The sequence below is a fragment of the Shewanella sp. YQ_9 genome, from assembly GCF_043103185.1.
GTDB lineage: Bacteria > Pseudomonadota > Gammaproteobacteria > Enterobacterales > Shewanellaceae > Shewanella > Shewanella algae.
Genome location: NZ_JBICJO010000069.1, coordinates 43657 through 69672, shown reverse-complemented (window position 1 = coordinate 69672; position 26016 = coordinate 43657). Strand labels below are relative to the sequence as shown.

The following is a 26016-nucleotide window of genomic DNA, read 5'->3' as shown; positions in this document are numbered from 1 at the left end:
CAGGTTTTTCAAGCCAGGTAGAGAGCAAACCCAAGCCAGCTAAGGCCAAGCAGTATCCAGGGAAACCACAGCAGCCACTTGGGGGCATGGGATGGCGTTATTTCTGCCGCATCTGCGCTGTCATCCGAGTCGTGCTGGAGCCTGTTTTTCTGTCTCAGCTCTTGCTTGCGCGCCTTGTCTCTTGCTCTGGCCTTGGCCTTTTGTTGCTTCTTGTATTCGGCAATGCCTTTCTCTATGCCCTGGGCAATGAGGCGGGTTTGCTCCTTGGTTTGCCCCGCCTTTTGAGTGGCTTTGGCCATGCGCATGGCTTCGGTTTGGGTTTCGTTGGAAATCGCTGGCTTCTTATTCATCTCTGATGGGGTTGATGACTGACCCTAGGATTATACCTGCCGGCTTGGAGTTCTGACCACAGACGGCTTCACATCAAAGGCGCTTGTCGGTGCTGAACTTGTTCGGGGTCAAATGCTCTTATGGCAGGGCCATATTGCAAGGGCCTTTATTGGCAAGATTTTGATTGCCTCAAAAATAGAGTCTCTGCCCCTGCGCGTCGGCGAAGGTGCCCGGTTCATAGTGCCAGACCCTGGAAATCAGTTCAGGCGTCAAAGCCTGTTGGGGCTCGCCCTGAACCAGGAGTTTTCCTTTGTCCATAACCAGTAACTGATCGGCATAGTGACTGGCCTGGTTGAGGTCGTGCAGCACGGCCAATACAGTGTAGTCCTGCTCATGAGCCAGCTCTCTGGCGAGCCGCAGTACTCTGTGTTGCTGGGCCAAATCCAGCGCCGAAGTGGGTTCATCCAGCAAGAGTACAGGCGAGTGCTCGGCCTGGGCCAATTGAGTCAAAACCCTGGCCAACTGAACCCGCTGGCGTTCACCGCCGGACAGTGCCGGATAGCTGCGCTCACTCAGGTGAGCCAGATCCAGACGCCACAGTTGCTGCTCAACCAGTTGGGCGGCATCCCAGGCACTGAGACTGAGAGGATACAGGCCCATGGCTACCACTTCACGAACGCTGAAGGGAAAGCTGAGACTCGAGTGTTGCGGCAACATGGCCAGATGCCTGGCCAAGGCTTGCTTCGGCCACTGTCCAAGAGGCGAGCCGTGAAGGCTTATCCGCCCGGCGTCGGCCTTGAGCTCCTGAGTCAACAGCCTTAGCAGACTGGACTTGCCGGCGCCATTGGGCCCCAGTAGAGCGTAAAATTGGCCGCTTTGCAGTCGGCAACTGACATCGGTCAGCAAGGGCTTGTTGTCGACTCTGGCATGGAGATGTTTGAGCTCCAGTACTTGCTCAGTAACTGCGGTGGACTCAAATGATATAGCCGGTGTTTGTGCGGCAGCTGTCGCGGTCACGGATTCAAGTGAAGGCATGGAGTACCTCAATAAAGCTTACGTCGCTGACTCAGCAGCAGATAGAGGAAGAAGGGAGCGCCGAGCAGAGCCGTCATCAGGCCGACAGGGATCTCGGCCGGTGACATCAAGGTGCGGGCCCCTGAGTCGGCCAAGGCCAGCAGCACGGCGCCGAGAATGGCACTCAGCGGCAGCAGTTGCCGATGATCCGGCCCCTTAAGCAGCCGCACCAGATGCGGTACCACCAGTCCGATAAAACCTATGATGCCGGTGGCCGCCACGGCAACACCGACACCCAAAGAGCAGAGTAAGATCAACTTCAGCTTGAGCCTGTCTACCTCTATGCCCAGATGACGCGCCTCGGATTCGCCCAGCAACAGGGCGTTGAGCGCCAATGCCTGTTTGTTGAACTGCCAACTCACCAAGGCCAGTACCGGCAGACAGACAAATACGGATTGCCAACTGGCACCGGCGATGGCCCCCAGTTGCCACAGGCTGAGATCCCGCAGCGCCATGTCGTTGGCAAGGAAAGTCAGCATGCCAATTCCGGCACCGGCCAAGGCGGTAATAGCCACCCCGGCCAGCAAGAGTAACACCACTGAGGTGCTGCCACCTGAAGTGGCGAGCCGGTAAACCAGTAAACTGGTTGCCAGACCGCAGAGAAAAGCACCAAGGGGGACGGCATAGCTGCCAAGATTTGGCAGTAGCACTATGCAGATGGCGGCTCCCAGCGCCGCGCCCGAGGACACGCCTATGATGCCGGGGTCAGCCAGAGGGTTACGAAACAGGCCTTGCATTACGGCGCCGCACTGTGCCAACAGGGCGCCGACAATCAGTGCCAGCAAGGTTCTCGGCAGACGGACATTTTGCACTATCAGGGCATTGGCTTCCTGCCCGGCGGCTACTGAGCCAAACAGGGAGTCGATTATATCGCTCAAGCCTATGGTCACAGGCCCGGTTGCTATCGAGAGCAATGCGGAAAACACCAGCAGGCTGGCGAGTCCAGGCCAAAGCCAGGGATGGCGGTGGATGGGCAGCACGGCAGCCATGATTATTGCTCCAGCAGTTCCTGATTCAGGGACTCGGCCGCTTCAATGGCGGAGATACCCAATCCCCCGAGTAATGCCTGAGGTTGAAGATCCCGGATCAAACCGGCTTTTCCGGCCGGAGTATGGGCCAGTAGCGGCATGCTCTTCAGTAGCTTATCGGCTTGAGGCTCGGGTTGCTCGCTGGCGCTTGAGAGTAAAATCAGCTCTGGCTTGAGCGCCAGAATGCCTTCCTGAGACAGGCTACGGTAGCCGCTGAAGTCGGCGGCGTTGGTGGCACCGGCCAGCTGGATAATGATATCGGCGGCCGTATCGGCGCCGCCGACCCTGGCGGGACGCTCTGACTGCAGCAACATAAACATGACTCTGGGCGGATGTTCGAATTTGGCCGCAGATTGCGCCAGCTGCTGTAACCTGCCACCCAGGGTATCGGCTAGTTCGGTGGCGGCTTTTTCCTTATTCAGGGCCTTTCCCAGAGTGAGGATATTTTGCTGTAGTTGCTCGGCGGTATCGGCCGCCTTCAGGGTGATAACCGGCACACCAGCTTGTTTTACCAGGTCTATGCTGCTGGCCGGTCCCATCACAGAGGTGCCAATCAGGAGATCGGGTTTTTGCGCCAATATGCCCTCGGCTGACAGCATTCTGTGGTAGCCGAGTCTTGGCAGTTTCAGCGTCTTTGGCAGGGCGCTGCTGGCGTCGACAGCCACCAGTTGTGGGGCGGCATCCAATGCCAGCACCAATTCAGTGACACCGGCACCGGCACTGATCACTCGCTTGGGGGGCTCTTCAGCGGCAAAAAGCGGCATGGCGAGCAGGCCACAGAGGAAGATAAGAGAGTTTTTCATTCTAGCTCCAAAATAATTCAGGGACTCATCGCCACAGACTTGTGTCTGAGGTTTCATCAGTTGTTTAGGGTTCCATCAGGACCCGGGTCTGGCTGATCTCCAGCCGCTGCAGCAGACTCAGCAGTTGCATCAGCGGCTGGACTCTTGCCTCCTTGTCGGCGGCTACCACCAAGGTCAGTTCGGGGTTGTCGGCCAGTGCCTGAGTCAGTACCTGCTCGAACGCGTCGAACCGGGCAAATTTTTGTTCGTTGAGCGCCCAGAACGGCGCCTGGGGTAACACGCTTACCGTCAATTGAGTCTGCGCTTGTGGGCTCAAAGTCGTGGCACTGTTATCCGGCACTTCAATCGGCAGGCTCAATAACTTGGGATTGGCTGTGAGCAGCAAAAACACCAGCACAATGAAGATGATGTCTATCAAGGGGGTTAGATCCAGGCCGCTATCCAGGCCATGCTCTTCCTTAATTTCAATCATGACAGCGGCTCCGGATGACGACGCTTGCCATTGATTTGACTGAGTTTGGTCAGGTTAAAAGCAGCGTAATCATTGTCTTCGCCCTGCAGTGGGACCCCTTCCAGCCAAAGGTTGAGTTGATTCAGTACATGGGCGCAGGAGGCCACAGAGCGCTCGGCCCAGAGTCCGAACAGCTGCGCTCCCAACAGCGCGGGTACGGCGATCAACAAGCCGGCGGCTGTGGTGTACATGGCCAATCCCAAGCCCGAGGCCAACAAGGCCGGAGTGATACTGTCACTCTGATTGGCGCCAATATCGTTGAACATCTCCAGTAGCCCCAGCACAGTGCCGAGCAAACCCAGAAGCGGGCTGATGGCACCTATGTATTGCAGCAACTTGAGCCCGGCGTGGAGTTTGCGTTTCTCCTTTGCCAGCCAAAGTGACAACAACTCTTCCCGCAGCGTCTTGGGTTGTGCGGCCTGCCTCAGCAAATGGCGGGCACCGCAGGAAATCAGTCCCCGGTTATCTTTCAGGCGTTCAAGCAGGCTGTCACAACTTTCATCCAGTGTGCCGCTGCGCAATTCGCCGAGCCAGGATTGGCGCCTGAACAGGCTCGGCAACAAGATGGCAAAGCGCTCCAGCAATATCATCAGGGTCAGAAAGGCGCAGATGAGCAAAGGCCAGGTGAGATCGCCAAGTTGCTGGTGCAGGCTTTGGTACAAACTTAATTCCATCGTGTCTCCAACTGTTAATTAAGGGCGAAGCGAACCGGCACCCTGACTTTGAAACGGGCGGCTGAGGCTTGGGAAGGAATGCTGAACTGCCAGTGGCGTACGGCGGCCAATGCCGCTTCATCCAGAATGGAATAGCCTGAGCTGCTGACGAGCAGGGCGTTTTGGGTTTTGCCTTGATGATCAAAGAAGATGTCCACCAGAGCCGTGCCCTCAAAGCCCCGCTTGCGGGCGAGTCTGGGGTAGCTCGGCGGCGTCGGCGGGCTGGCAAATACAGGCTCAGCCAGCTCTATGGTGTGATTCAGCCCTGGGGTGCCGGCTGTTTGAACCGGCGACGAAGGAATGCCCGGCTTCTCCTCACGGGGCACAGGTTCTGCTCGCGGAGTCGTTGAGGCGTGTTTCGATTCAGGTTTCTCTGCTATCTCTCGCGGCTTTTCCTGAGTCGGTTGTGGCTTGCTCATCTTTGAGGCTTGTTTCTGACTCGCTTTGGTAGGCTTGGTTTTGAGCTGCTCTGACTTTGGCAGTTCAGGTTTCGCCACATTCTGTTTCAGCGGTTCTTGATGTTGAGGGGCTTTATGTTCAGCTTCTTTATGCTTAGCGGATGGGGCTTTTGCCGCAGGGTGGCTTTCGGCGGTAGCAGTCTGGTTTTGAGTCTGGGCAGAGGCAGTTTGGGACGATGTAGCAGGAGCTGCGCTGAAACTCAACTGCAAACCGCCCTTGGTGGGCATTACCAAAGGATCTGGGGTGGCAGTCTGAGAGGCCAATACGGCACTCTGAAGTGACAATGCCATGAGCGCAAAACCACAATAACGCTTGGGGGTCACGCCGTTACTCCTGTTTACAACCGCTTGTTGCGGCGGGTGAATGTTCAAATTCAACTAAGCAATGACCCGTAAGGCTCAATGCTGTTCTGTCTTGGGTCGGCTCTGTCCCTGAGCCGCCACCATTCCATGGTTCCTGCCTTTACTGTCCGGCCAGCCTTTACCGTTTGGATAGCGCCGCTATTCTGCTGCTACAGACGGCACCACTCCCGGAACTTACCCTTCTTTTGGGTTAAGATATACGAGTAGAAATAAGATCGCAAATGATAATAATTATTATTTGATCCTTTTCTAAAGCTAAGCTAGAGTGCCAGCTTAAGTGGTGTTATCCCGGGCCTGCGGCCCTCTGTCTCAACTTGTTTTTCAGAAACACCACTCCCATGAGAAAGGCTGGAGATACAGCCTGATAATCTGTTTGAGGATCAAGATGATGAATAGAAAGCCGCTGGTTATGGCTATTACTCTGGCATTGGGAACCCCCTTCCTGAGTCTGGCCGCTGTTGCCGAGCAGGTGAAAACAGCAGAATTTGATGAGGTGCTGGTAAGTGCTACCCGCATTCAGGAGAAAGTCTCTGAGTCCAGCCGCAGTGCTGCGGTTGTCGGCGAAGAGCAGTTGGCCGAGAAGCAGGGCGACTCGGTGGCCGAAGTGCTCAAGACTGAAGCCAACATCAATATCGCCAATGGCCCCAGGGCGTCTGCCCAGCAGGTGGAAATTCGTGGTCTCAGTGGCCAGAGGGTACTGCAGACCATAGATGGCGCCAGGCAAAACACCAGCGCCGGCCACAGAGGTACCTTCTTTATGGACCCTGAGCTGCTCAGTTCTGTTGAGGTGGTACGCGGCCCGGCTTCCAGCCTTTGGGGCAGTGGCGCCATAGGCGGTGTGGTATCACAAAACACCAAGTCGGCCAGGGAGATGCTCGACGAAGGCCAGAGCTTTGGTGGCTATCTAAAGCAGGGCTATGAAACCAATGGCCAGCGCAGCAAGAGCAGTGGTGCCATTTATGGTGCCAAGGGCAGTATCGACTGGTTGTTGAACGGCAGCTACAGCGATGGCGACAACATCAAGGCAGGTAATGACAATACCCTGGAAAACAGCGCCAGCCGCAGCCGCAGTGGCTTGGCCAAGTTCGGTTGGCAGTTGGATGAAGCGCAAAGGCTGCAACTTTCCGGCAGGATCAATGAGATCTCCGAAGCCGTGCCCAGCAACCCGGCCACAGATGTCAGCAACAGTGTGCCTCTGGTGCGCCGCGACAGTAAAGATTCCAACCTGACCCTGGACTACAGTCTGGCACCAAGTAGCAACGCCCTGCTGGATCTGGATGCCAAGTTCTACTGGAATAAGACAGATTATGATGAGAATCGCCTGACCAAGGGCCAGTTCGACACCACAGAATATGAGACCCTGGGGTTCAGTATTGCCAATCGCAGTCAATGGCAGGGGCTCAAATTAACCTATGGTCTGGACGGCTACCGCGACCAGATAGAAACCTTCCGTGATGACAGCGGCCAGAGCGGTCAGCGTCCCGGCAACATAGATGGTGAGTCTCGGGTGTGGGGCGCTTTCGTGGCCGCCAATATCGCTCTGGGGGAAAACTGGTCATTGGATCCGGCGCTGCGTTACGACAGCTTTGAAAACGAAAGCAATAACCTGGGCCATTCCAGTGATGACGATGCCTTGTCTCCCTCGTTGGCACTGGTGTGGAAGACAGCGCCATGGCTGACACTCAGCGCCCGTTACGATGAAGCCTTCCGCGCGCCATCAGTGGAGGAGATGTACTCCAGTGGCACTCACTACTGTATTCCTCCCATCCCCAATTTCTTGCCCAACGGCCTGTGCAATACCTTTGAGGTCAATGAAAACCTCAAGGCTGAAAAGGCCAAGAACAAGGAACTGAAGGCCGATATGCGCTTTGCCGAGCTGGCGGGCAACGATGAACTGGCGCTGAGCCTGAGTGTATTCAGAAACGATGTCGACGACTTTATCGAGCAGCGGGTGACCAATCCACTGCACGGCATCCCCGGGCTCGAGCAGAACACCCGCTGGGATAACGTCGACAAGGCCAGACTGACCGGCTTCGAGCTGACAGGAAAATATCGCATCAACCAGACCCGCTTATCGCTCAGCTACGGCCAGACTGAAGGCAAAGACAGACATGATGGGGGCTATCTGGCCAATATTCCGGCCAACAAGCTGGTGCTCGACTTGTCGCAGGGGATCATGGCGGGCGATATGAAGCTGGGAACCCGGGTCAGCTATAACGCCAGTCAAGACAGGGTGCCCGAAGATAACCCGGTTAACCGCTACCAGGACTACACCCTTTGGGATGTGTATCTGGCCTGGGAGCCTGCCATGGGGACCTTCGAAGGGCTGCGGGTCGACTTTGCCATTGAAAACATCGGCGATGAAGAATACATCCAAGCCTGGCAAACCCTGATGGATCAAGGGCGCAACTTCAAGCTCTCGGCCCGTTACCGTTTCTGATGGAGCAACAGATGCAGATAAGCGATACAACAAGGGCGGCCGCTGGCCGCCTGCAGATAGCTGCCGCCATGCTGGAACACCCCGAGTGGTTGCCAGCCGATGCCGCCGCCAATCTGGGGATTTCTGAGCTTGAGGTGGTGCAGGCATTACCGGCCGAGCAGCAGCAATTCTTGCCGCCGGAATGGCTGGAAGCCCTGCTGCAGGCACTGCCTGAGTGGGGCAAATTGACCACCATAGTCACAGTTGCCGGGCAGATATTTGAATTCAAAGGCGATTTCCCCAAGGGAAAGACGGCTCATGGCTACTTTAACCTCTACAGCAAGGGAGATGGCCTGCATGGCCATCTGAAATTGGAGAATTTCAGTGCCATCGCCTTGATAAGTCGTCCATTTCGGGGCACTGAAAGCCATTCGATTAACTTCTTTGGCCCTGATGGCGCCATCGTTTTTAAGGTCTATCTGGGCCGGGATCAACAACGCAAGCTGCTGCCGCCACAGTTGGCACTGTTTGCCGACTGGCGTCACCGTGGTGAAGTGGCTGCCAAAAAGGGGGAAATATGACCAGTGAAAACCAACGCCTGCAGGAAAAACTGCTGCCGGAAATCGAAGATTTCAAACAGGGGCGTACCACCTTGCAGTTGGCGACCCAGGATGCCAACGGGATCCCCAACGCCAGTTATGCGCCGTTCGCGCTGGCCGATGATGGCTTCTATATTCTGGTAAGCGATCTGGCGCGTCACGGTATTAACCTCAAACAGTCACCGCGGGTATCTGTGATGCTGGTGGAAGACGAAGCCGAGGCGCGCAGTGTGTTTGCCCGCCGCCGCCTGACCTTTGATGCCGCCGCCGAACTGATAGCAAGAGACAGCCAGGGCTTTGCCAAAGGGGTACAGGTGCTGTCCGGACGCTTCGGTGAGATGATAGATAACCTGGCGACATTGACCGATTTTAACCTGTTTAAGCTGGTGCCCGAGCGCGGTCTCTATGTCAAAGGCTTTGGCCAGGCGTTCAGTCTCAGCGGTGCCGAGTTGTTGGATGTCAACTGGATGCGTGATGGTCACCATGGAACGCCCAAGGCTGTGCCTGCCTGAGCTGGACTCACCGGCGCTTTGGCGCCACAATCCTGATTAATAGTCACTGTCTGGATTTTCTCTTGTCTGCTCCTCAAACCTCTTCGGCTCGGATCCTGCCCTGGATCCTGAGCTTTCTTAAGCCTTATCGTCTACGAGTCGCCCTGGCGCTGCTGTTTTTGCTGCTGGGGTCTCTGGCCTGGCTGGCCCTGGGGCAAGGGGTTCGCTTGATAGTGGATGAGGGCTTTATGGCCGACAACTCGGGCCGCCTCAACGAAATTGTGTTGTTTATTCTGGGGATTACCCTGGTCAGTGCCGTGGCCGTGTTCTGTCGCTTTTATCTGATGACCTGGCTCGGTGAGAAAGTCAGCAACGATATTCGCCGCTTGGTGTATCACAGGTTACTGGAACAAAGCCCGGTGTTTTTCGCCCGCTTGCGCACCGGGGAAATCATCTCCCGTTTTACCGCCGACAGCACTCTGTTGCAGACAGTTATCGGTTCTAGCCTGTCGATGGCACTGCGATCTTCAGTGACCACTATAGGTGGCTTGGTGATGATGGCTTTTACCAGCATCAAGCTCACGGCCTTGGTGCTGCTGGCCGTGCCGCTGGTGTTGGTGCCTGTGGGTTTGCTCGGGCGGCGGGTACGCAAGCTTGCGCGCACCAGTCAGGACAGTGTCGCCGATCTCGGCGCCTATGTGGATGAAACCTTGCATGAGATCCACACGGTACAATCCTATGGTCATGAGGCTCGCGATCGCGATAATTTTGACGGCTACCTGGCGGCGGTGATGCGCGCAGCCAGTGGCCGCATCCGTTATCGCTCGGCATTGATCTCCTCTGTCATGTTGCTGACTATCGGTGCCATAGTGGCTGTGACCTGGGTGGGGGCCAGAGACGTAATGGCCGGTGTAGTCAGCGCCGGTGAGCTGTCGGCATTCATGTTTTACGCCATGATGGTGGCCGGCGCCGTGGCCACCATAAGCGAAGTGATAGGTGATATTCAGCGCGCTGCCGGTGCCGGCGAACGCTTGATGGAGCTGGCCGAGTCCAAGGCAAATATTGCCGAGCCGGCCAAACCGCTGGCGCTGCCCAGTCCGCTCAAGGGAGAACTCAGGATAGATCAGCTGAGTTTTGCCTATGATGAGGGCGCAGCAGTGCTTGAGGATCTCAATATCCATATTCAACCCGGTGAACGGGTGGCTCTGGTTGGGCCCAGCGGCGCCGGCAAGAGTACGTTGTTTCAGCTGCTGCAGCGTTTCTATCAGCCGAGTTGCGGCCGCATTCTGCTCGATGGCGTCGATATCGCTTCTGTATCATTGGCGAGCCTGAGGGCACAGTTTGCCCTGGTGCCCCAGGAGTCGGTGATCTTCGCCACCAGTGTGCTGGAAAATGTGCGTTATGGCCGCCCGGAGGCCAGCCTGGAAGAGGTGGTTGCCGCCTGTAAGGGCGCCAGAGCTCATGAATTTATCAGTGAGTTTGCCCAGGGGTATGATACCTATTTAGGTGAGCGTGGCGTGCGCCTTTCCGGAGGTCAAAAGCAGCGAATTGCCATTGCCCGCGCCATCTTGGCCCGCAGGCCTTTACTGCTGCTCGATGAAGCCACCAGTGCCCTGGATGCGGTCAGTGAAGTCAAGGTCAAGCAAGCTTTGGATGAGTTGATGGCGGGACGAACCACGCTCATCATAGCCCACAGGTTGGCGACAGTGCTCAATGCCGACCGTATTCTGGTGCTGGAGCGGGGGCGATTATTGGCCAGTGGCAGCCACAGCGAGTTGATGCAAACCAGCCCGCTGTACCGTGAGTTTGCCAGTCTGCAGTTGCTCGCGCCCGATAGTTTGGTCGGGAGCTCAAACGAGCCCGGGCAGGCATCATCGCTGGCTTGATTTCAGCGCTTCTGTTTTAAATAAATGATCAGGCCAGTCACGGCCAGCAATAATAAGGCGATCGCCGCCAGATCCATCAGATAACTGCCGGCAGCGCCGAAGATTCGGCCGCTGTGCAGATCCTGAAGAATCCTGTGCCAGGACAGGCGACTGGCGCGAATATCTCCGATCAACTGCTGCGTTTGTATCTTTGCCCCTTCGAGTGGTTTTATCCAGGGGAGGGCTACCAGGCTGGTGGCCGCTTGCCAATCCAACAGTTCGCTGTCGCTGTGATACTGGCCCCGGGGTGTTTTCAGCCAGACACTGCCGGGCTCGACCGCCATGGCGTTTATCTGCTGCGGCAAACCTGTCAGCTCGGTTTGGGTTTCCAGCACAGCAAGATCCTGGCTCAAAATCGTCAAACTGTTTCGGGTCAGCAGCAGCCACTTGTCTTCAAAGGGGGCCATGGCCAGTATTTCATCTGTTTGCTCGGCTAGCGGCGTGCCGCCTATCCAGGCCTGACCCTTACTGCTGCCCGCCAGCGGCTGGGCTTGCCAGACTTTGACATCTTCCTGGGCGCCAATGCCGTAATAGTCTTGCAGCCATTGCCAGTGCACGCCTTGGGATAGGTTCAGCTCACGGCCGTGATTCAAGGCCAGGCCGGTCAGTGTCAGCAGCAACACAAGCACACTGCTGATGATGCCAATACGTCTGTGCCAAGGGCGCAGGGTACGCAGGAGACGGACTCGAAAGTCCGGATGTTTACGTGTCATCTGGGCTCGCTGTGTTGTTGCTGACCGTGTTGCAGGCTGAGTTGCCGGTCAAGATAGAGGGCGATGCGGGCCAGTTTGGTCAGGGCCCTGACGGAAAGCGTTGCTCCGGTAATGCCATCTATATGTTTGTCCAGCTGTTTATCTTTTGTGAGTGTCGCCGATTTAAATTGGTCGGTAAAGAAGTCGTGCCTGACCTCATCGCCGCGGCTCTCGCGGTAGATAAGCACCTTGGTGCGATAAATCTGTCCATGGCGCACCTGAATGCCCACAGTGATTGGCGCTTCTTTGCCTATCTCCTCCAGGATCCAGACAGTGTCGTCTCCCTGCTGCCAATAGCGGGTACGCAGCGGCCGAAAATCGTGGGCCAGTATCTCTTCTATGACCTGGCGTTGCTCGGCGCTGAACCAAAAGACTCGGGCTTTCGCTTGGTCTTGACCTTTACCTTTACTTTGGTTTCCCAAGGCCAAGGTGACAAAGTCTGCAGGACTTTGATAAACGCTTTGCGCCGCCTGGGTTTGAGTGAATGGCAGCAAAAACAGTGAGAGTAGTGCAATAAGGGTCTTCATAAGTGCCTCAATGAGGGCGCCCCAGAGGGCACCCAAAGATCATCAGAACTGATAACCTACACCCAGATTGAAACCGTCTGAGTCAGACTTGCCGCCACGTTTTTCGTAGTCGGCCTTGAACACCACATTCTCGTGCAACCAGTAGTTGATACCCACATTGGTTTGAGTTTCTTTGGTGTCTTGATTGTCACCGGCATTGTTGTCCCATTCGTTGTAGCGGGCGAAGATACCGAACTGCTCGTTAAAGCGGTAGGACGGCTCTATATACCAGCCATTTTGCTTGTCGCGGCCCAGGGCTTCGGCTTCAAATCCATCTATGTCCCACTCGGCATAGAGGGCTCTGATGCTGAAGTTTTCTATGTGGTAGATGGCGTGCGCCGACCACATCAGAGCTGAGGCTGTGTCTACAGTGGCTTCGCCTTGAGTCAGATCCGATTGGTACTGCACCGTGGCTGCCAGCTCCAGACCGGGAACGGCTGTGTATTTCACCCGGCCGGTATAGGCCAGATCGTCAGCCTTGGCCTCGGAAACCTTTTGGCGACCGCTTCTTGGCTTATAGGCATTTTTTCCTGTGGTAGGGACATTCAGGCCCGAGGTTACGGCCGCATCGAAGGCCAGTCCGGGAGCCGCCTGGATATTCATTGCCAGACCCGCTTCCCACCAGGTAGCCGGGAGTATGTCTTTCTCAACCGGGTTGCGCTCGACACCATAAAATGCCGGTGGCTCGTGGGTTTCATTGATGATGCCAACCGGCATCAGGAACAGACCCGCCTTGGCAGTCAGTGCTTCGTTGAAGTCGTGCTCTATGTAGGCCTGCTCCAGCTCGACTTCGCCATTTTGACCATCGCCTGAGATGGAGTGCTCCACTTCCAGCTCGGAGAAGAAACGGGTGTTTTCGGTAAACTCATGGCCGAAGAAGAGCACGAAACGGTGGAAGTCGAACTCTTTCTTATCCTCGCCCAGCTTGTTGTCTATGTTGTTGTAGTGCAGCTCGCCATAGCCGCCAATAGTGGTGGCGGTTTTTTGCGGCGTAGCATCTACCACCTCGGCGGTCTGTTCAACCCGCTCAGCAGTTTGCTCGACACGCTCGGCAGTTTGTTGCTGACGCTTTTCGGTTTCTGCCAGACGGCGCTCCAGATCCTTGAGGACTTTTTGTTGCTGTTCGATGATTTTGCGCAGCTCCTGAGTCTCGTCCGAGGCGAACGCCTGCGGGCCGCACAGGGCTGTCAGTAGCGCACTGGCAATGAGAGTTTTCTTGATCATCTTGCTTCCCGTTGTGATGTTACTGTTGTTGAAATCGGGCGAATTCTAGCAATTGATTTGATAAATGCAAACGATTTGCATTTATCAATGTGATAAAAATTAACAAATGTCAGTATCTGTAAACTTACTTGTTATTGTTAATGTTTTGTCTGAAAACGGATGCTTACAATGTAAGTTTTTGATCTTTTTATTAAAGTATTAAGACTATGTTTTAGTCGCAAGGGGAGAGCCTGACGTCATTCCCGGATAAACCCGCTGAAGTGCGATTGCTGAATTTTTGAACTTTCAACCTTGGCCGGAAGACTGGGGCAACAGATCGGGTGAGTTATTTGTCAAAAGGCGGTTAAACTGATCGGCCTTTTTATTCCGGTTAGCCTTGGCTTTGTGAGTGTTCGAACAAGATGTTTCTAGTTGATTATTTTAAAAGAGAAAATAACCAAATAACCATAGGCCGCAAACAGGCCAGTGATTTTGCCAAGGGTGTAGCAGGGGATTTCAATCCCATCCATGATGAGGATGCCAAACGTTTTTGTGTTCCCGGCGATCTCCTTTTTGCCCTGGTGTTGAACGATTATGGCCTCAGCCGCCGGATGCAGTTCAAGTTTGAAGGCATGGTAGGAGACGGCGTATGTCTGCATTTTCCCAGTGACCAGGGGGCCGAGCTGGCGATAGAAGATGAGCGCGGCAAACGCTACCTGAATGTCCATCGCGATGGTGAAATGCGCCACTGTGAACGACAGTTGGAGTCCTTTATCCGTAGTTATGTGGCTTTTTCCGGCCTCAACTTTATCCATGTTTTGGTGCCTTTGATGCGTGAGCATCAGGTAACCATCAATCCGGCGCGGCCATTGGTTATCTATGAAAGCATGGGCTTTGAGCTGGAAACCCTGGAGTTTGAGCAGGTTAAACTGGAACTGGTTAACAGCAGTCTCAAAGTCGATGGCAAGCGCGGTGATGTGACGCTGGATTTCGCGCTTATCAGCGATGACAAGCAGGTGGGCACCGGGCGCAAGACCTTGGTACTCAGCGGCTTGCGCCCCTTCGATGAGGCGGCTGTCGAGGCTATGGTCAGCGAGTATCAGGCGCGCCGCGATGGCAGCTGGAATGGCTGCTCACAGACAAACGCCTAAATTCAAACTGCGGCGGCTTCTGAGCCCGGCGCCAGCCTGCTTTCGACCCGGTTACGCCCCAGCTGCTTAGCCTGATACAGGAGTTTATCTGCAGTATCAGTGAGTTGGCTGAAGCTCTGGCTGCCGTCGGCATCCAAAGCCACCCCCTGACTGACGGTGAGCCTAAGCGGCTCACCACTTTCCAGGGTGAATATGTGTTCGGCCACACTCTGCCTCAGGGTTTCGGCGACAGCCACAGCGTCATTCAAGCCGGTATTGGGCAGCAATAACATAAACTCTTCACCGCCAACCCGAGCCAGCAGATCATCTTCCCGCAGCGAGGTTTTCATGACCTTGGCCAGTTCGGTCAGCACTCTGTCGCCGTTATTGTGACCATGGGTGTCATTGACCTTTTTAAAATGGTCAATGTCGAGAGTAATCAGTGCCAACGGGCCATGGCTGCTCTGGGCCTTGGTCGGCAGTAACACTTCTTTCAGGCGGTCAAGCCACATGCGCCACTTGGGCTGCGCTTCCTGGTTTTGCTCCTCTGTAGCTTGATGGTACAGTAACCAGCCGGCCAGATAGCGACGGTTATAGAGGCCGGTGAGGCTGTCAGTCTTGGCCAGCAGGCCCCACTTCAAGCGTGAGCGATTGAGCCAGAGAATAACAGCGGTGGCCAGCAACAGCAGCAACAGGATTATGCTGCTGATGATATTGAGCTGATTCAGGGTAGTGCGGTTGGTTTCCAGCTCCAGCTTTTGCAGTACGTTGTTCCAGTTGAGATCCTGGTTCTCAAACTCGAGGCGCTCTAAGTTAAACAGCAACTGTTGGCGATCCAGGTTACTGACCAACTCTTTGGAGCTGTATGCGGCGAAGCGCTGCTGATACTGCTCCAGCACCTCGTAGGCGCGCTTGAAATTGCCCAACCCGGCAAAGCCTTCGGCGCTGACCTTTAACAGCTCTATCTGAGAGCGCAACAAGGTTTTTTCCTTGGCTAAGCCGATAAGCAGAGGGTCGACATAGACAGCCATCTCGGCATACTGATGCTTATTGAGCAAGTCCTGAGCCTTGAGCAGTTGAAAGCGACTGGTGTAGAGGGTTGAAGTCTCACGATATTGCAGCTTGTCGGCCAGTTGCAGGTGCCTGGACATGGATGACACATCTTCCAGCTCCCGGTACTTCAGCGCCAATTCCACATTGATGCGAAAGCGATACAGGCCGTAACCCAGCACTCTGGCCAACTCCAGCGCTGCTTGATACCTGTCAATGGCGACTTCAGCCTTGCCTTGACGTTCAGCCAACTGCGCCAGATCCAATTGCACCAGCATCTGGTTGTAGGACATCCTTCTGTCCTTGAAGAAATTAAACGCCTTCTTGAGCAGTTTTTCAGAGCGCTCAAAGCCGTTGAGGCGCACCAGGAGGTGGCCCATGCCAAAGGAGATCCGTTCAAGCAACTCCTTGTCCTGGCTCTGATCGGCAGCGTCCAATGACAGCATCAGGCTGGCGTAGGATGCATCCAGCTTGCCTTGCTGTTCAAATGCTTTGCTCTTCAGTAGCAGGGCTTCGGCCTGAACCGCCTTATCGGCAGAGTTCTGGTTGCGATCTATTATTTTTTGCAGTTCGCTGATGGCTTGTTTGACCTTGCCGGTTTGCAGCATTACCTGTACCAGTCTCAGCTCCAGCAGGGTATGTTCGCTGGTTCCGGCATCCGCCAGTTTAAGGCCCTCTTTGGCGGCTTGCTCGGCGGTGGGGACCTCATGCAGCAGCAGAGACACTGTCGCCTTGGTCAGATAAAAACGGGTCACTAAGGGCTTGGGCAGGTCCTTGAGCTGATCGCCTTCCATCTCGTAGAGCTGCGCCTGTGCCCGTTGCGGCAGGGAATAGAGTTGGCTTTCGGCCCCTTTAAGCAAGCGGGAGAATTGCTCTGCATTGGCCGCCAACAAGGTCGGGCTCGCCAGAACCATAAAGATTGCGATCAAGGGGGGGCAGAAGCGTTTCTTCATACTCTTAGTGCTCTTTGAACCGAAAATGTCTGATAAAAGTCATATTTTGGAGAGATTATCGCGTTCGCTGCCGGGGTTTGTCTAATTATTCGCTACTAACTACCCGGATTTGGGAATTGTCTGATAGAGGTGGAGTGGTCAAAAAAGCTACATCATGGCCGAGCCTGAAGCTAACCCTGGTTGAAATCCAAGGTGAGGAGTTCATTGTGAGTTGCCTTGAAAGTGCTTCGAAAAAGAAGTGAGTAAAGAAAGATATTAATCAATAGAAAGAAGCTGAAACTTCAGTAGGATGATGGTTGAAATGAAATCCGGGTAAAGCAAAAGCTGCGCCGATAGCCAAGCAATGCTGGCTGCTATCGGCGCTTGTTGATCAGTTTTCTGCCAGCGTTTGATAGGGGCCGTCGCTGGCTGGGCTGTTGTCAGTTTGCTGATCAAGACGGCTTATTTTGACTTCGGCTATCTGATGCTGATTCATCGCCGTTACCTCAAAGCGCCAGGGCATCAGAGTCAGTACGCTACCTGCTTCCGGGATCCGGCCAAAGCGTGCCAGCAACATGCCCGCCAGGGTGACGTACTCGTGATTATGGCTCTCGAGTTCGTCGCAGCCCAGTAGCTTCTCCAACTGATGCAGATTTATGCTGCCGCGAGCGCACCAACCATCGCCATCGATGCGGATCTCTTCGGCCTCATCTTCCTGGGGCAGTTCGCCGACTATGGCTTCGAGAATATCGTGGCCGGTGACCAGTCCCAATAGGGCACCGAATTCGTCAGTGACCAGTGCCATGTCGGCCTTGGCGCGTTTCAGCTCTTCCAACAAACGGAATACGCTGATGCTTTTCGGCACTATCACCGGCTTGTGGCCGGGGCGCAGACTCTGCAGCGGCCGTTGTTGTTCTATGGCTGCCAGTAACTCCTTGGCACTGACCAGTGCCACGACCTTGTCTATGTCGCCGTCACACAGGGGATACTGGCTGAAACTGTCGCCATGCAGTTGCTGCTTTATCTGCTCGGGGCTGTGGCTGAGGTTAATCCAGCTTATTTCGGCCCGCGGCGTCATAATGCTCTTGATGCTGCGCTCGGCCAGAGTCAGCACCTCGCCGACCATGTTGCGTTCATCTTCGGCAAAGCACTTGCTCAAGGCGCGCTCAGTTTCGGGCACCTCTTCATCTTCTTCAATTTCCTCAAACTGTTTCTTGCCGCCCATCAGCTTGAAGATGGCGTTGGCCGTCCTGTCCCTCAAGGGTTTACGGGCCTCACGTTGTTCGAACCTGCGTTGCCCCAACTGGTTGAAGAACTCGATCATGATGGAGAAACCTATGGCGGCATATAGATAACCTTTGGGAATATGGAAACCAAAGCCTTCGGCTACCAGGCTGAAACCTATCATCAGCAGGAAACTGAGACAGAGCACCACCACGGTTGGGTGCGCGTTGACAAAGCGGGTCAGCGGTTTGGAGGCCAGTAACATCACTGTCATGGCCACCACTACGGCTGTCATCATCACCCAGAGTTCATCCACCATGCCGACCGCGGTAATAATGGAGTCGATGGAGAATACCGCATCCAGCACCAGTATTTGGGTCACGACTATGCCAAAACTTGCGTAGGCGACTTTCTGGCCTATTTCCGGCTCTTTGGACTCCAGCCGTTCATGCAGTTCACTGGTGGCCTTGAACAGCAGGAACAGACCACCGGATATCAGGATCAGATCCCGTCCGGAAAAACTGAAGTCGGCAAGGCTGAACAGAGGTTGGTTGAGGGTGACCAGCCAGGACACCACGGCCAGCAGGCCAAGGCGCATCAACAGGGCCAACGACAGGCCTATGACCCGGGCTTTGTCTCTTTGATGTTGAGGGAGTTTTTTAACCAGAATGGCAATGAATACCAGGTTGTCTATGCCGAGAACTATCTCGAGGATGATAAGAGTAAAGAGTCCGATCCATATGTGTGGGTCGAGCAAAAGTTCCATAGTGGTGAACCAAGAGCCTCAAAGTGGGTTTAACTTGGGCCTATTGCAGCATAACTTGGGCGGAATGCTGAATTAATTATGGTTAATCCTTTGCTGGCGCAGCAGTGCTTGAACGAGTGTCAAAAAACTGCCTTGGAGTCATAAAATTTACGTATTGTGTATTATTTAAAAACTTGATTATAAAGGTTTTATCTTTCCGTATCAGACTTTAGAATTAACCCAAAATAACAAATGGGAAACATCTGTGATGGCAAGAAAAAAGCCCCTGTTGCTGCACTCGATATTACTGGGTAGTTTACTGCTTGGCGCTTGCGGCGGTGGTGATGATGAAAGTGGCGCCGGGTCAAGCGACGATAATCTGCAGCCGCCTGCCGGCGTCAATCAAGCGCCCAAGGGTGACGATATTCAGCTGGCTTATGACAGCTCGCTGCAGAGTATTGCGGTCAACTGGCAAGGTTATGTGTCAGATCCCGATGGCGATCCCTTGCAGGCCAGCATTGCCGAGCAGGGCAAGCTGGGGCAGTTCAGTCTCGATGGCGATATGCTGAGCTACAAAGCAGATAAAGATGCCAAGGGCAGCGATCAAGGGCTATTGCAGGTTAGTGATGGCCGTGGTGGCAGCGTCAACCTCAAGTTGGCAGTTTTTGGTGTGGACAGTCAAAGCCCTCTGGAGCGGGCGCTGGCAAGCGGTGATGCAAGCGGGCTGGACCCGGATACTCTGCTTGAGGCGATTGCCGTACAGATAACGCAGCTGCGCTCGAATGAGCAAGCCCTGCGGCAAAGGGTATTTGCCGATACGGCGCTGGCCTATGCACCAGGCAACCGAACTCAATTGTTCAATATCATCGAGCCGGAAATGGCCACACCTCTGCTGCGTGCCAACACGGGTCAGGTCTTGGCCGTCGCCGGCGAGCAGCATACCGGGCGCTTTGCGGCCTTTGGTACCCATCTGTTTGCCCGTTTCCATGCCGGTGAACTCACCGCCATGGAGCCAGCCAATGACAATCTGCTGGCTTGGTTGCTGAACAGAGCGCAAGCGGCAGAACTGCAGCAACCATTGACCGTGTCCTTGAGCTTTCTTGGTGGTCAGGAGAGTGCCAGTCGCAGTTGGTTGCAAGGGCGGTTTCCCAATTGGACCATCAAAAGTTGTAATCAGGTCGCTACTTTGGAAGCCTGTATCGCCGATGCCCAGTTGTTAATCAGTGGCTGGCGCGCGGCCGATATCGATGCCGGGCAGATAGCCGGCGTCTATTCCCGGGCGCTGGCATCGGGCAAGGCACTCTATTATCAGCACAACTGGTATGAAGCGACCAATGCGGTGGCCGACGCCATTGCCGGAACCATGGGGGTCAGTTTGCCCTATGGCGGTAACTTCTGGGCCAGCGCCGCTGCCGATTGGTCTTCGGCCACGGCCATGGCGGCCGCTTTCCCGCTGCTTGGCGGTGAGCAGCGCCTGACACAGCACTTTATTGATGATGACTTCAACTTTGACTGGTCCGGCTGTGAAACCTATGTGGGTAAAGTGAGCTGTGACAAGGTCAACGGCTTTGAATCTGAGTTCCTTGCCGGTGCCAGAGCGCTTAAAAACTCACTCAATCAACTGGATAGTCGTGGTCAGGTGTTGTTCGGCAACGAGGGGCGCAGGCTGCTGAAACTCTTTGTGTTGCTTGGCGATCTTTACCGTGCCGACATAGCTTATCCCATGGATAAGGACACCACGCCGCAAGGGCGTTTTCTGGCGGCCTACCTGGCCGACCACTTGGCGCTGTATTTGAGGGGGAATAATCCAGCGCAGCCGGATTTGGGCAATTTCAGCGATCCTTTGCCGCAAACGCTGACTCTTGAGAACGTCAGCCTGGAAATGGCACTGGGCAAAGAGAGTGGTTATCGCGGCAGCGGTTTTTACTTGTTGCCCGGCCAGAGGGTGCGTCTCGAACGTAAAGACACACTGCCGCTGACGGTCAAGGCCTTTATCAATACCCAGAGAACCGGCTCAACACGGGAATTCAATAACCAGGGATACCAGCGCCCCAAATTTTTGCGCTCGGTCGAGTTGACCCTGAAACCCGGGCAACCTCTGACCCTGAGTAGCCCTTATGGTGGGACTTTGATGCTGCAACTGCCGGCCGGTGAGGGCGTGGTGAGTGTTGAAGCACAAAATGTACTGGCCTATCCCTACCTCAAGGATTTCAACCAAGCGAGTGGCTATTTGACGGCACTTGAAACCAGCCCGCTGAGCTGGGCCGGGCTGCGCACCGACTTTGTCGAAATTAACTCCCGCAAGCATATGATGAAACAGTTCATTTATGCCGAGCCTTACCGCGGCGATGTGGAGCAGGCCCTGAATGATGTTTGGCGCTATATGATCAAGGGGACCTATGATCTGGCCGGCTTCAGTGGCGAAGGGCTGGCGCTGGCACCCAGCGTGGCCGCCCGCTGCGCCCTGCTGGGCTGGGATTGCCAAAATGAACAGATCCATGCCAAACCCAAGGTGCAGCACATCAATGTCGATGAGGCGGCACACTGCGGTGGCGGCTGCTCGGGTAACCCCTATGATCAAGCCTGGGTATTGAGCCCCTTCGGCTGGGGCGAGAGTCACGAAATAGGCCACAATCTGCAGCGTAACCGACTGAAAATCTATGGTGGCCGCTCCGGTGAAGTCTCCAATAATATTTTCCCTCTGTACAAGGGCTGGCAACGCTTTAAAGATAGTGGTGAGCGGATCGCCAGCTGCGATCGCCAGTCGCCTCAAACCACTTTCGAGTGGCTGAAACAGGCGCAAAACAGCAGCGATCCTGTGACCTCTGTCTACGACAAGCTCTGGAGTCAGACCGGCACCTATGACAACGCCGGGCCCAGACTGGATTTTTATATGCAGCTGGCGGCATTGGCCGAAGAGCATGCAGGTTTGGACAACGGCTGGCAAATTTTCACCTTGCTCTATCTGCATGAGCGTCTGTTTAGCCATGCGATTGCCGACGCCGCTCGCTGGGGCGAGATGAGGGATGCATTGGGCATGAGCAGTTATATCGATGCCCCGAACCTGGATGGCAACGACTTCATGCTGCTCAGCCTGTCGAAGTTGCTGCAACTGGATATGCGTCCCTGGTTTGATCTCTGGGGTGTGCGCTATCAGGCCCAGGCCGCCAACCAGGTAGCTGCCTATGGTTACCCGGCCGCCGAAGCCGTGTTCTATCGACTTTCGAGCCAATGCGCTGAGCTGGCGGTGCCCAAGCTCACTCTGGATGCCAACTGGTAACTGAGAGGAAAGGGCGCTTCGGCGCTCTTTCCCTATTGCCGACAGCATTGCAACCGAGGCGTGATTCAGCCGCGGCTTTTTCCCTCAAGCACTTTGAAGCACACTAAAAATCAGGCATAGTGCACTCTGGTCATTTGCTCGATACTCAAGGATGACTGTGAGAACTTTCCTTTCTCGATTAGGATGTTGTAGCCAATGAGTTTGTCTGTTTATCAGTTGAAATCCCGCTTTCAGGGCCTACTGAGGCCACTGGTTACCCGTCTGTATCGGCGCGGCGTCAGCGCCAATCAAGTCACGGTATTGGCGGCGCTGGGTTCTATACTGCTGGGAACCCTGTTGCTTATCTGGCCTCATCCTTGGCTCTTTGCCCTCATCCCGATTTGGATGCTGAAAAGAATGGCGCTCAATGCCATAGATGGCATGTTGGCCCGCGAGTTTGGGCAGCAATCCCGTCTCGGCGCCTATCTCAATGAGCTCGCCGATATTGTTTCGGATGCGATACTCTATCTGCCTTTTGCCTTGCTAGGTGGTGTGGAACCTGCACTGGTGATCGCTCTGACCTTACTGGCCATAGCCAGTGAATATGCCGGGGTGCTAGGCCTGATGGTGGGAGCCGAGCGCCGCTATGATGGCCCTATGGGCAAGAGCGATCGCGCGTTTGTCTTCGGTATTCTGGGGCTGGCCGTCGCCTTGGGTTGGTTGACACCATTCTGGCTCAATTTGATCCTGTCATTGGTTCTCCTGTTACTCTGCCTGACCATATTCAACCGGGTAAAATCCGGTTTGAAGCAGGGCGAGAGCGCAAGTTAAGTTGTTTATCAAAGGAATGAAATATATGGATAATGCCGCAAGGGTACCCGAGGAACACTTTTTTACTACCCATGATGGATTCCAGCTGTTTTATCGTTTCTGGCCGGCGCTGGAAACCAATAAACAAGAGGATCCCGGGGCCGTGTTGTTGTTTCACCGTGGCCATGAACACGGTGGCCGAATGGCGCACCTGGTGGATGAACTGGCGCTGCCTGAGCAGGCTTTTTTCGCCTGGGACGCCCGTGGTCATGGGCAATCACCGGGCGCCAGAGGCGACAGCCCCTCCTTTGGTACCAGTGTCCGCGACATTCAGACCTTTGTGGAACACATAGAGCGCAAACATGGTTTCAGCCAAGAGCAGCTGTGTGTGGTGGCCCAAAGTGTCGGTGCCGTGCTGGCCAGCACCTGGGTGCATGACTATGCGCCTTCTATTCGAGCGCTGGTGCTGGCGTCGCCGGCCTTCAGCGTCAAACTCTATGTGCCTTTTGCTATACCTGGGCTCAAGCTGTTGAGGAGCCTCAAGGGCAACTTTTTCGTCAACAGCTATGTTAAGGCCAAGCTGTTGACCCATGACCCAGCCAGACAATACAGCTTTGAGACAGACCCACTGATCGCCAGGCCGATCTCGGTCAATGTGTTGTTGGGACTCTATGATGCCGCCGAAAGGGTGGTGGCCAATGCCCAGGCGATTACTGTACCGACTCAGGTACTGATCTCGGGCGCCGATTATGTGGTTCGGCGCAAGCCGCAGCAGCAGTTTTTTGAGCGTTTGGGTTCCCAGCGTAAAGAATTGCACCTGCTGCCCGGGTTTTACCATGACACCCTGGGAGAGCTGGACCGGGCCGACCCGATAGCCAGGATTAGACGCTTCCTGCGGGCCAATATCGCCTCGCCGCAGGCGGCAGTGAATTTGTTGCAGCAAGATAAATTCGGCCCGAGCTGCGCCGAAAGTGAATCGCTCGCCGCCCCTCTGCCCGAGGCTTCCTGGCAGGCCAAATACTGGCAAGCCACCCGTGCGGTGATGAAGCTGGGGGAGAAATACTCAGAGGGCATCGCTCTGGGGTTCGAGCGCGGCTTCGATTCGGGCAGTACCCTGGACTATGTCTATCGCAACACACCCTCCGGCAAGGGGGAGTTTGGCCGCTTTGTCGACAAACAATATCTCAATGCCATTGGCTGGCGCGGCATACGCCAGCGTAAACGCCATATCGAAGAGTTGCTGGCGCAGGCGCTGTCGACGCTCAGAAAGGAAGAAAAGCCGCTGCATTTGATGGATGTGGCCGCCGGACATGGCCGCTATCTGCTGGAGAGCCTGGCGAACAGCGATATCAAGCCCGATTCTGTGCTGCTGCGTGATTACAGTGATATCAATATCCGCGACGGCCGCGCCCTCATCGATGAGCTTGGCCTCAGTGACATAGTGCGCTTTGAAAAGGGCGATGCCTTCGACTTTGATTCGCTGGCGGCGGTCGAGCCCAAACCAACCCTGGCGGTAGTCTCCGGCCTTTACGAGCTGTTTGGTGACAATGAGATTGTGTCCCGCTCCCTGGCGGGTATTGCCGCGGCACTGGCGCCCGGAGGCCTGCTTATCTACACGGGCCAGCCCTGGCATCCGCAGCTGGAATTCATCGGCCGGGCCCTGACCAGCCACAGAGACGGTCAGCCTTGGGTGATGCGTCGCCGCAGTCAGCAGGAGATGGATCAACTGACCAAAGCCAACGGCTTTCACAAGTTGACTCAAAGAGTGGATGAGTGGGGCATATTTACCGTGTCCATGGCGCGTAAGGCCGACTGATGCCTGAGCTGCCCGCCCGTCGACGCGAGGTCGGCACCATTCGCCGTGGCCTGCTTTGGCTGGCCTTGTTGGCGCCGTTTTTCTTTGCCAGCTATGGTTTTGCCAATTGGTATGCCTCGCAGCAAAGTGAGGTTCCCAGTCTGGTGTTTTCCTGGGAGCATGCCATTCCGCTCTGGCCCTGGACCATAGTGCCTTACTGGTCGATAGATCTTCTCTACGGCCTGGCGTTTCTGCTCCCCCTCAGCCGCAAGGGGATAGACAGACTGGGGCTCAGGCTGCTGAGCGTACAGCTTCTGTGTATCGGCTGTTTTCTCATCTGGCCACTTAAATTCAGTTTTGAGCGCCCGCCGCTCGACGGCGTTTTTGGTGGTTTGTTCGATCTCCTGATGGGGTTTGATAAGCCTTTCAATCAGGCGCCCTCTTTGCACATCGCCCTCTTGGTGGTGCTCTGGAGTGAATACAGTCAGCGGGCCAAGGGCGCCTGGCGTTATCTGCTCCACGGCTGGTTTGCCTTGATTGGCCTGTCTGTGCTGACGACCTGGCAACATCATTTTATCGACCTGCCCACAGGGCTGGCGGCCGGTCTGTTCTGCCTCTGGCTGTGGCCACGAAATTCGTTCAGCCGCTTGAGTTTGGCGAGGGAACCCCGCAGGCTCAAGCTGGCAGCGGCTTATGGCGTGGGCGCCGTCTTGCTGCTGCTCGCGGCCATGCTCTGGCCCATGAGTCTGCTTGGCATGCTGCTGTTTTGGCTGGCCTTGGCGCTGGCCATGGTGGCGCTCAATTATCTCCTGTTTGCCGCCGCGGGTTTTCAAAAGAGTGAGCTGGGCCATCCCAGCTTCGCCAGTCGCTGGCTGTTGTTACCTTATCGTTTGTTTGCCTGGCTCAATATCCGTTTCTGGACCGGTGGCCAGGTGGCGGCGCAAGAGGTGCTGCCTGGGGTTTGGCTCGGGCGCATGCCCACCATGAGTGAAGCGCAGCAATATGATGCGATATTGGATCTCTGCGCCGAGTTGCCTTTCCCCTATTCAGGCAAGGCCTTGCTGACACCCGCTCGGGGGATGACCGAAGGCAAGCTCAAATGGTATCAGCCCATGCCCATGCTGGATTTATGTTTGCCGGATGAACAGGACTGCCTGGAAGCGGTCAGGCGGCTCGAGTGTTTGCGCACCTCAGGTACTCTACTTGTATGTTGCGCCTTGGGTTATGGCCGTAGCGCCCTGGTATTGGCGGCCTGGTTGCTGCTGAGCGGTCGGGCCGGCAGTGCCCTGGATGCCGCAAAGATGATTGCCGCCGTCAGGCCCAAGGTGGTTTTCAAGCCAGAGACTCTGGCTTACCTGGAGCGGCTCAAGTCCGGTTTTTGCCCGCCAGAGGTGCAACATGCCTGAGTCGCAGCAGCGGGATCTGGCAAAATTGGTGGCCACTTTACTAGGCAATGCCGCGCCGCTGCGCTGGTTCAGTGCGGTTTTGATGTTGGCACCTTTGCTGCTTATCTGGGGCGGCAAGCTTCAAGGATGGCCGGAACTGCTCAGCGCCCTGTTGATGGTGCTTTTCGGGCTGGGCGGACAGTATTTGGGCCTCAGAGTGGCGCTGGATGCCAAGCTGTTTGCCGCCCTGGCAGGGGAGCATTCCTGCGAACGTCTGGATCACAGCATGCAGCAGCTCGGCTGGCTTAAAGAAGAGCAGGCCGGTCGCAGTATGCTGCAGCGCGCCCAAGGGGCGCAGGCGCTGCTAAAGCGTCTGTTCCTCTGCTTTGCCGGGCAGGCCGCGGCGTTGGTGTTGTTACTCGTCTGGCGCTTTTTCCTGTAAGAGGAGTTT

General features: G+C 55.5%; 22 protein-coding genes. 10 read left to right on the top strand and 12 right to left on the bottom strand.

Annotated elements, in window-relative coordinates:
* Positions 1 to 8: 8 nt before the first annotated feature.
* The 7 genes from ACF8D4_RS19045 to ACF8D4_RS19015 form a co-directional block, all read right to left on the bottom strand.
* The gene (locus ACF8D4_RS19045; RefSeq protein ID WP_025888641.1) at positions 9 to 350 is read right to left on the bottom strand and encodes a DUF2956 domain-containing protein; all 342 of its coding nucleotides are present in this window, start codon (positions 348 to 350) and stop codon (positions 9 to 11) included.
* A gap of 169 nt (positions 351 to 519) precedes the next feature.
* Positions 520 to 1365 carry a heme ABC transporter ATP-binding protein gene (locus ACF8D4_RS19040; RefSeq protein WP_342206851.1) on the bottom strand — a complete coding sequence of 282 codons (846 nt, stop codon included), beginning with the start codon at positions 1363 to 1365 and terminating at the stop codon, positions 520 to 522.
* 8 nt (positions 1366 to 1373) lie between these two features.
* On the bottom strand, positions 1374 to 2393 hold the full coding sequence (locus tag ACF8D4_RS19035) for a FecCD family ABC transporter permease (protein ID WP_392466221.1): 1020 nt from the start codon (positions 2391 to 2393) through the stop codon (positions 1374 to 1376).
* Positions 2394 to 2395: 2 nt separating this feature from the next.
* Positions 2396 to 3235 (bottom strand): hemin ABC transporter substrate-binding protein, encoded by an 840-nt coding sequence (locus ACF8D4_RS19030; RefSeq protein WP_025888647.1) that lies wholly within the window; start codon positions 3233 to 3235, stop codon positions 2396 to 2398.
* Between the two features lie 64 nt (positions 3236 to 3299).
* Positions 3300 to 3707, bottom strand: coding sequence for an ExbD/TolR family protein (locus ACF8D4_RS19025; RefSeq protein ID WP_392466218.1), 408 nt, complete (start codon positions 3705 to 3707; stop codon positions 3300 to 3302).
* Positions 3704 to 4420, bottom strand: coding sequence for a MotA/TolQ/ExbB proton channel family protein (locus ACF8D4_RS19020; protein ID WP_025888648.1), 717 nt, complete (start codon positions 4418 to 4420; stop codon positions 3704 to 3706). The genes ACF8D4_RS19025 and ACF8D4_RS19020 overlap by 4 nt, the downstream gene beginning before the upstream one ends.
* A gap of 14 nt (positions 4421 to 4434) precedes the next feature.
* Positions 4435 to 5241, bottom strand: a complete 807-nt coding sequence (locus tag ACF8D4_RS19015; protein ID WP_392466215.1) for a TonB family protein — start codon at positions 5239 to 5241, stop codon at positions 4435 to 4437.
* Between the two features lie 427 nt (positions 5242 to 5668).
* On the opposite strand from ACF8D4_RS19015, the gene ACF8D4_RS19010 reads away from it, so the two are divergent.
* The 4 genes from ACF8D4_RS19010 to ACF8D4_RS18995 are packed head-to-tail and all read left to right on the top strand — an operon-like array spanning position 5669 to position 10675.
* The gene (locus tag ACF8D4_RS19010; protein ID WP_025008890.1) at positions 5669 to 7720 is read left to right on the top strand and encodes a TonB-dependent hemoglobin/transferrin/lactoferrin family receptor; all 2052 of its coding nucleotides are present in this window, start codon (positions 5669 to 5671) and stop codon (positions 7718 to 7720) included.
* Positions 7721 to 7731: 11 nt separating this feature from the next.
* Entirely contained in the window at positions 7732 to 8280 is a 549-nt protein-coding gene (hutX, locus tag ACF8D4_RS19005; RefSeq protein WP_371873327.1) for a heme utilization cystosolic carrier protein HutX, read from the top strand.
* Complete coding sequence (hutZ, locus tag ACF8D4_RS19000) at positions 8277 to 8810, top strand: heme utilization protein HutZ (protein WP_025888654.1); 534 nt, start codon at positions 8277 to 8279, stop codon at positions 8808 to 8810. The genes hutX and hutZ overlap by 4 nt, the downstream gene beginning before the upstream one ends.
* A 32-nt stretch (positions 8811 to 8842) precedes the next feature.
* The gene (locus tag ACF8D4_RS18995; protein WP_391564175.1) at positions 8843 to 10675 is read left to right on the top strand and encodes an ABC transporter transmembrane domain-containing protein; all 1833 of its coding nucleotides are present in this window, start codon (positions 8843 to 8845) and stop codon (positions 10673 to 10675) included.
* Between the two features lie 2 nt (positions 10676 to 10677).
* Here the strand turns inward: ACF8D4_RS18995 and ACF8D4_RS18990 are convergent, their stop codons facing one another.
* From ACF8D4_RS18990 to ACF8D4_RS18980, 3 genes are read right to left on the bottom strand one after another with little or no spacing between them, the layout of a single operon-like run.
* The gene (locus tag ACF8D4_RS18990) at positions 10678 to 11427 is read right to left on the bottom strand and encodes a PepSY-associated TM helix domain-containing protein (protein ID WP_392466212.1); all 750 of its coding nucleotides are present in this window, start codon (positions 11425 to 11427) and stop codon (positions 10678 to 10680) included.
* Positions 11424 to 11993 carry an FMN-binding protein gene (locus ACF8D4_RS18985; RefSeq protein WP_096141000.1) on the bottom strand — a complete coding sequence of 190 codons (570 nt, stop codon included), beginning with the start codon at positions 11991 to 11993 and terminating at the stop codon, positions 11424 to 11426. The genes ACF8D4_RS18990 and ACF8D4_RS18985 overlap by 4 nt, the downstream gene beginning before the upstream one ends.
* Positions 11994 to 12035: 42 nt before the next feature.
* Positions 12036 to 13256 carry a porin gene (locus ACF8D4_RS18980; protein ID WP_096140999.1) on the bottom strand — a complete coding sequence of 407 codons (1221 nt, stop codon included), beginning with the start codon at positions 13254 to 13256 and terminating at the stop codon, positions 12036 to 12038.
* A 401-nt stretch (positions 13257 to 13657) separates the two neighbouring features.
* On the opposite strand from ACF8D4_RS18980, the gene ACF8D4_RS18975 reads away from it, so the two are divergent.
* The gene (locus ACF8D4_RS18975) at positions 13658 to 14386 is read left to right on the top strand and encodes a DUF3581 domain-containing protein (protein ID WP_392466210.1); all 729 of its coding nucleotides are present in this window, start codon (positions 13658 to 13660) and stop codon (positions 14384 to 14386) included.
* Between the two features lie 2 nt (positions 14387 to 14388).
* Here the strand turns inward: ACF8D4_RS18975 and ACF8D4_RS18970 are convergent, their stop codons facing one another.
* Together ACF8D4_RS18970 and ACF8D4_RS18965 are read right to left on the bottom strand one after the other, a co-directional pair.
* Positions 14389 to 16368 carry a diguanylate cyclase gene (locus ACF8D4_RS18970; protein WP_392466208.1) on the bottom strand — a complete coding sequence of 660 codons (1980 nt, stop codon included), beginning with the start codon at positions 16366 to 16368 and terminating at the stop codon, positions 14389 to 14391.
* 370 nt (positions 16369 to 16738) lie between these two features.
* Positions 16739 to 18337: a TerC family protein gene (locus ACF8D4_RS18965; protein ID WP_208139234.1), complete on the bottom strand. Its 1599-nt coding sequence runs from the start codon at positions 18335 to 18337 to the stop codon at positions 16739 to 16741.
* A 247-nt stretch (positions 18338 to 18584) separates the two neighbouring features.
* Between ACF8D4_RS18965 and ACF8D4_RS18960 the strand changes: the two genes are divergently transcribed.
* The 5 genes from ACF8D4_RS18960 (at position 18585) to ACF8D4_RS18940 (ending at position 26007) form a co-directional block, all read left to right on the top strand.
* Positions 18585 to 21596, top strand: a complete 3012-nt coding sequence (locus ACF8D4_RS18960) for an ImpA family metalloprotease (protein WP_392466233.1) — start codon at positions 18585 to 18587, stop codon at positions 21594 to 21596.
* A 195-nt stretch (positions 21597 to 21791) separates the two neighbouring features.
* Positions 21792 to 22406 (top strand): CDP-alcohol phosphatidyltransferase family protein, encoded by a 615-nt coding sequence (locus ACF8D4_RS18955; protein WP_071238429.1) that lies wholly within the window; start codon positions 21792 to 21794, stop codon positions 22404 to 22406.
* 25 nt (positions 22407 to 22431) lie between these two features.
* Positions 22432 to 24201, top strand: a complete 1770-nt coding sequence (locus ACF8D4_RS18950) for a bifunctional alpha/beta hydrolase/class I SAM-dependent methyltransferase (RefSeq protein WP_392466205.1) — start codon at positions 22432 to 22434, stop codon at positions 24199 to 24201.
* The gene (locus ACF8D4_RS18945) at positions 24201 to 25586 is read left to right on the top strand and encodes a phosphatase PAP2/dual specificity phosphatase family protein (RefSeq protein ID WP_115389781.1); all 1386 of its coding nucleotides are present in this window, start codon (positions 24201 to 24203) and stop codon (positions 25584 to 25586) included. The genes ACF8D4_RS18950 and ACF8D4_RS18945 overlap by 1 nt, the downstream gene beginning before the upstream one ends.
* A complete protein-coding gene (locus tag ACF8D4_RS18940; protein ID WP_109248587.1) occupies positions 25579 to 26007 on the top strand; it encodes a hypothetical protein in 429 nt (142 codons plus the stop codon). Before ACF8D4_RS18945 ends, ACF8D4_RS18940 begins: the two co-directional genes overlap by 8 nt.
* The last annotated feature ends 9 nt before the right edge of the window (positions 26008 to 26016 follow it).

Excerpts from the sequence above, each read along its gene's own strand:
- ACF8D4_RS18945 (WP_115389781.1), top strand. The coding sequence starts at position 24,201 with ATGCCTGAGCTGCCCGCCCGTCGACGCGAGGTCGGCACCATTCGCCGT.
- hutX (WP_371873327.1), top strand. The coding sequence starts at position 7,732 with ATGCAGATAAGCGATACAACAAGGGCGGCCGCTGGCCGCCTGCAGATA.
- ACF8D4_RS19025 (WP_392466218.1), bottom strand. The coding sequence starts at position 3,707 with ATGATTGAAATTAAGGAAGAGCATGGCCTGGATAGCGGCCTGGATCTA.
- ACF8D4_RS19020 (WP_025888648.1), bottom strand. The coding sequence starts at position 4,420 with ATGGAATTAAGTTTGTACCAAAGCCTGCACCAGCAACTTGGCGATCTC.
- ACF8D4_RS18950 (WP_392466205.1), top strand. The coding sequence starts at position 22,432 with ATGGATAATGCCGCAAGGGTACCCGAGGAACACTTTTTTACTACCCAT.
- ACF8D4_RS19030 (WP_025888647.1), bottom strand. The coding sequence starts at position 3,235 with ATGAAAAACTCTCTTATCTTCCTCTGTGGCCTGCTCGCCATGCCGCTT.
- ACF8D4_RS18940 (WP_109248587.1), top strand. The coding sequence starts at position 25,579 with ATGCCTGAGTCGCAGCAGCGGGATCTGGCAAAATTGGTGGCCACTTTA.
- ACF8D4_RS18955 (WP_071238429.1), top strand. The coding sequence starts at position 21,792 with ATGAGTTTGTCTGTTTATCAGTTGAAATCCCGCTTTCAGGGCCTACTG.
- ACF8D4_RS19035 (WP_392466221.1), bottom strand. The coding sequence starts at position 2,393 with ATGGCTGCCGTGCTGCCCATCCACCGCCATCCCTGGCTTTGGCCTGGA.
- ACF8D4_RS19045 (WP_025888641.1), bottom strand. The coding sequence starts at position 350 with ATGAATAAGAAGCCAGCGATTTCCAACGAAACCCAAACCGAAGCCATG.
- hutZ (WP_025888654.1), top strand. The coding sequence starts at position 8,277 with ATGACCAGTGAAAACCAACGCCTGCAGGAAAAACTGCTGCCGGAAATC.
- ACF8D4_RS18975 (WP_392466210.1), top strand. The coding sequence starts at position 13,658 with ATGTTTCTAGTTGATTATTTTAAAAGAGAAAATAACCAAATAACCATA.
- ACF8D4_RS18985 (WP_096141000.1), bottom strand. The coding sequence starts at position 11,993 with ATGAAGACCCTTATTGCACTACTCTCACTGTTTTTGCTGCCATTCACT.
- ACF8D4_RS18990 (WP_392466212.1), bottom strand. The coding sequence starts at position 11,427 with ATGACACGTAAACATCCGGACTTTCGAGTCCGTCTCCTGCGTACCCTG.
- ACF8D4_RS19040 (WP_342206851.1), bottom strand. The coding sequence starts at position 1,365 with ATGCCTTCACTTGAATCCGTGACCGCGACAGCTGCCGCACAAACACCG.
- ACF8D4_RS18960 (WP_392466233.1), top strand. The coding sequence starts at position 18,585 with ATGGCAAGAAAAAAGCCCCTGTTGCTGCACTCGATATTACTGGGTAGT.
- ACF8D4_RS18970 (WP_392466208.1), bottom strand. The coding sequence starts at position 16,368 with ATGAAGAAACGCTTCTGCCCCCCCTTGATCGCAATCTTTATGGTTCTG.
- ACF8D4_RS18965 (WP_208139234.1), bottom strand. The coding sequence starts at position 18,337 with ATGGAACTTTTGCTCGACCCACACATATGGATCGGACTCTTTACTCTT.
- ACF8D4_RS18980 (WP_096140999.1), bottom strand. The coding sequence starts at position 13,256 with ATGATCAAGAAAACTCTCATTGCCAGTGCGCTACTGACAGCCCTGTGC.
- ACF8D4_RS19010 (WP_025008890.1), top strand. The coding sequence starts at position 5,669 with ATGAATAGAAAGCCGCTGGTTATGGCTATTACTCTGGCATTGGGAACC.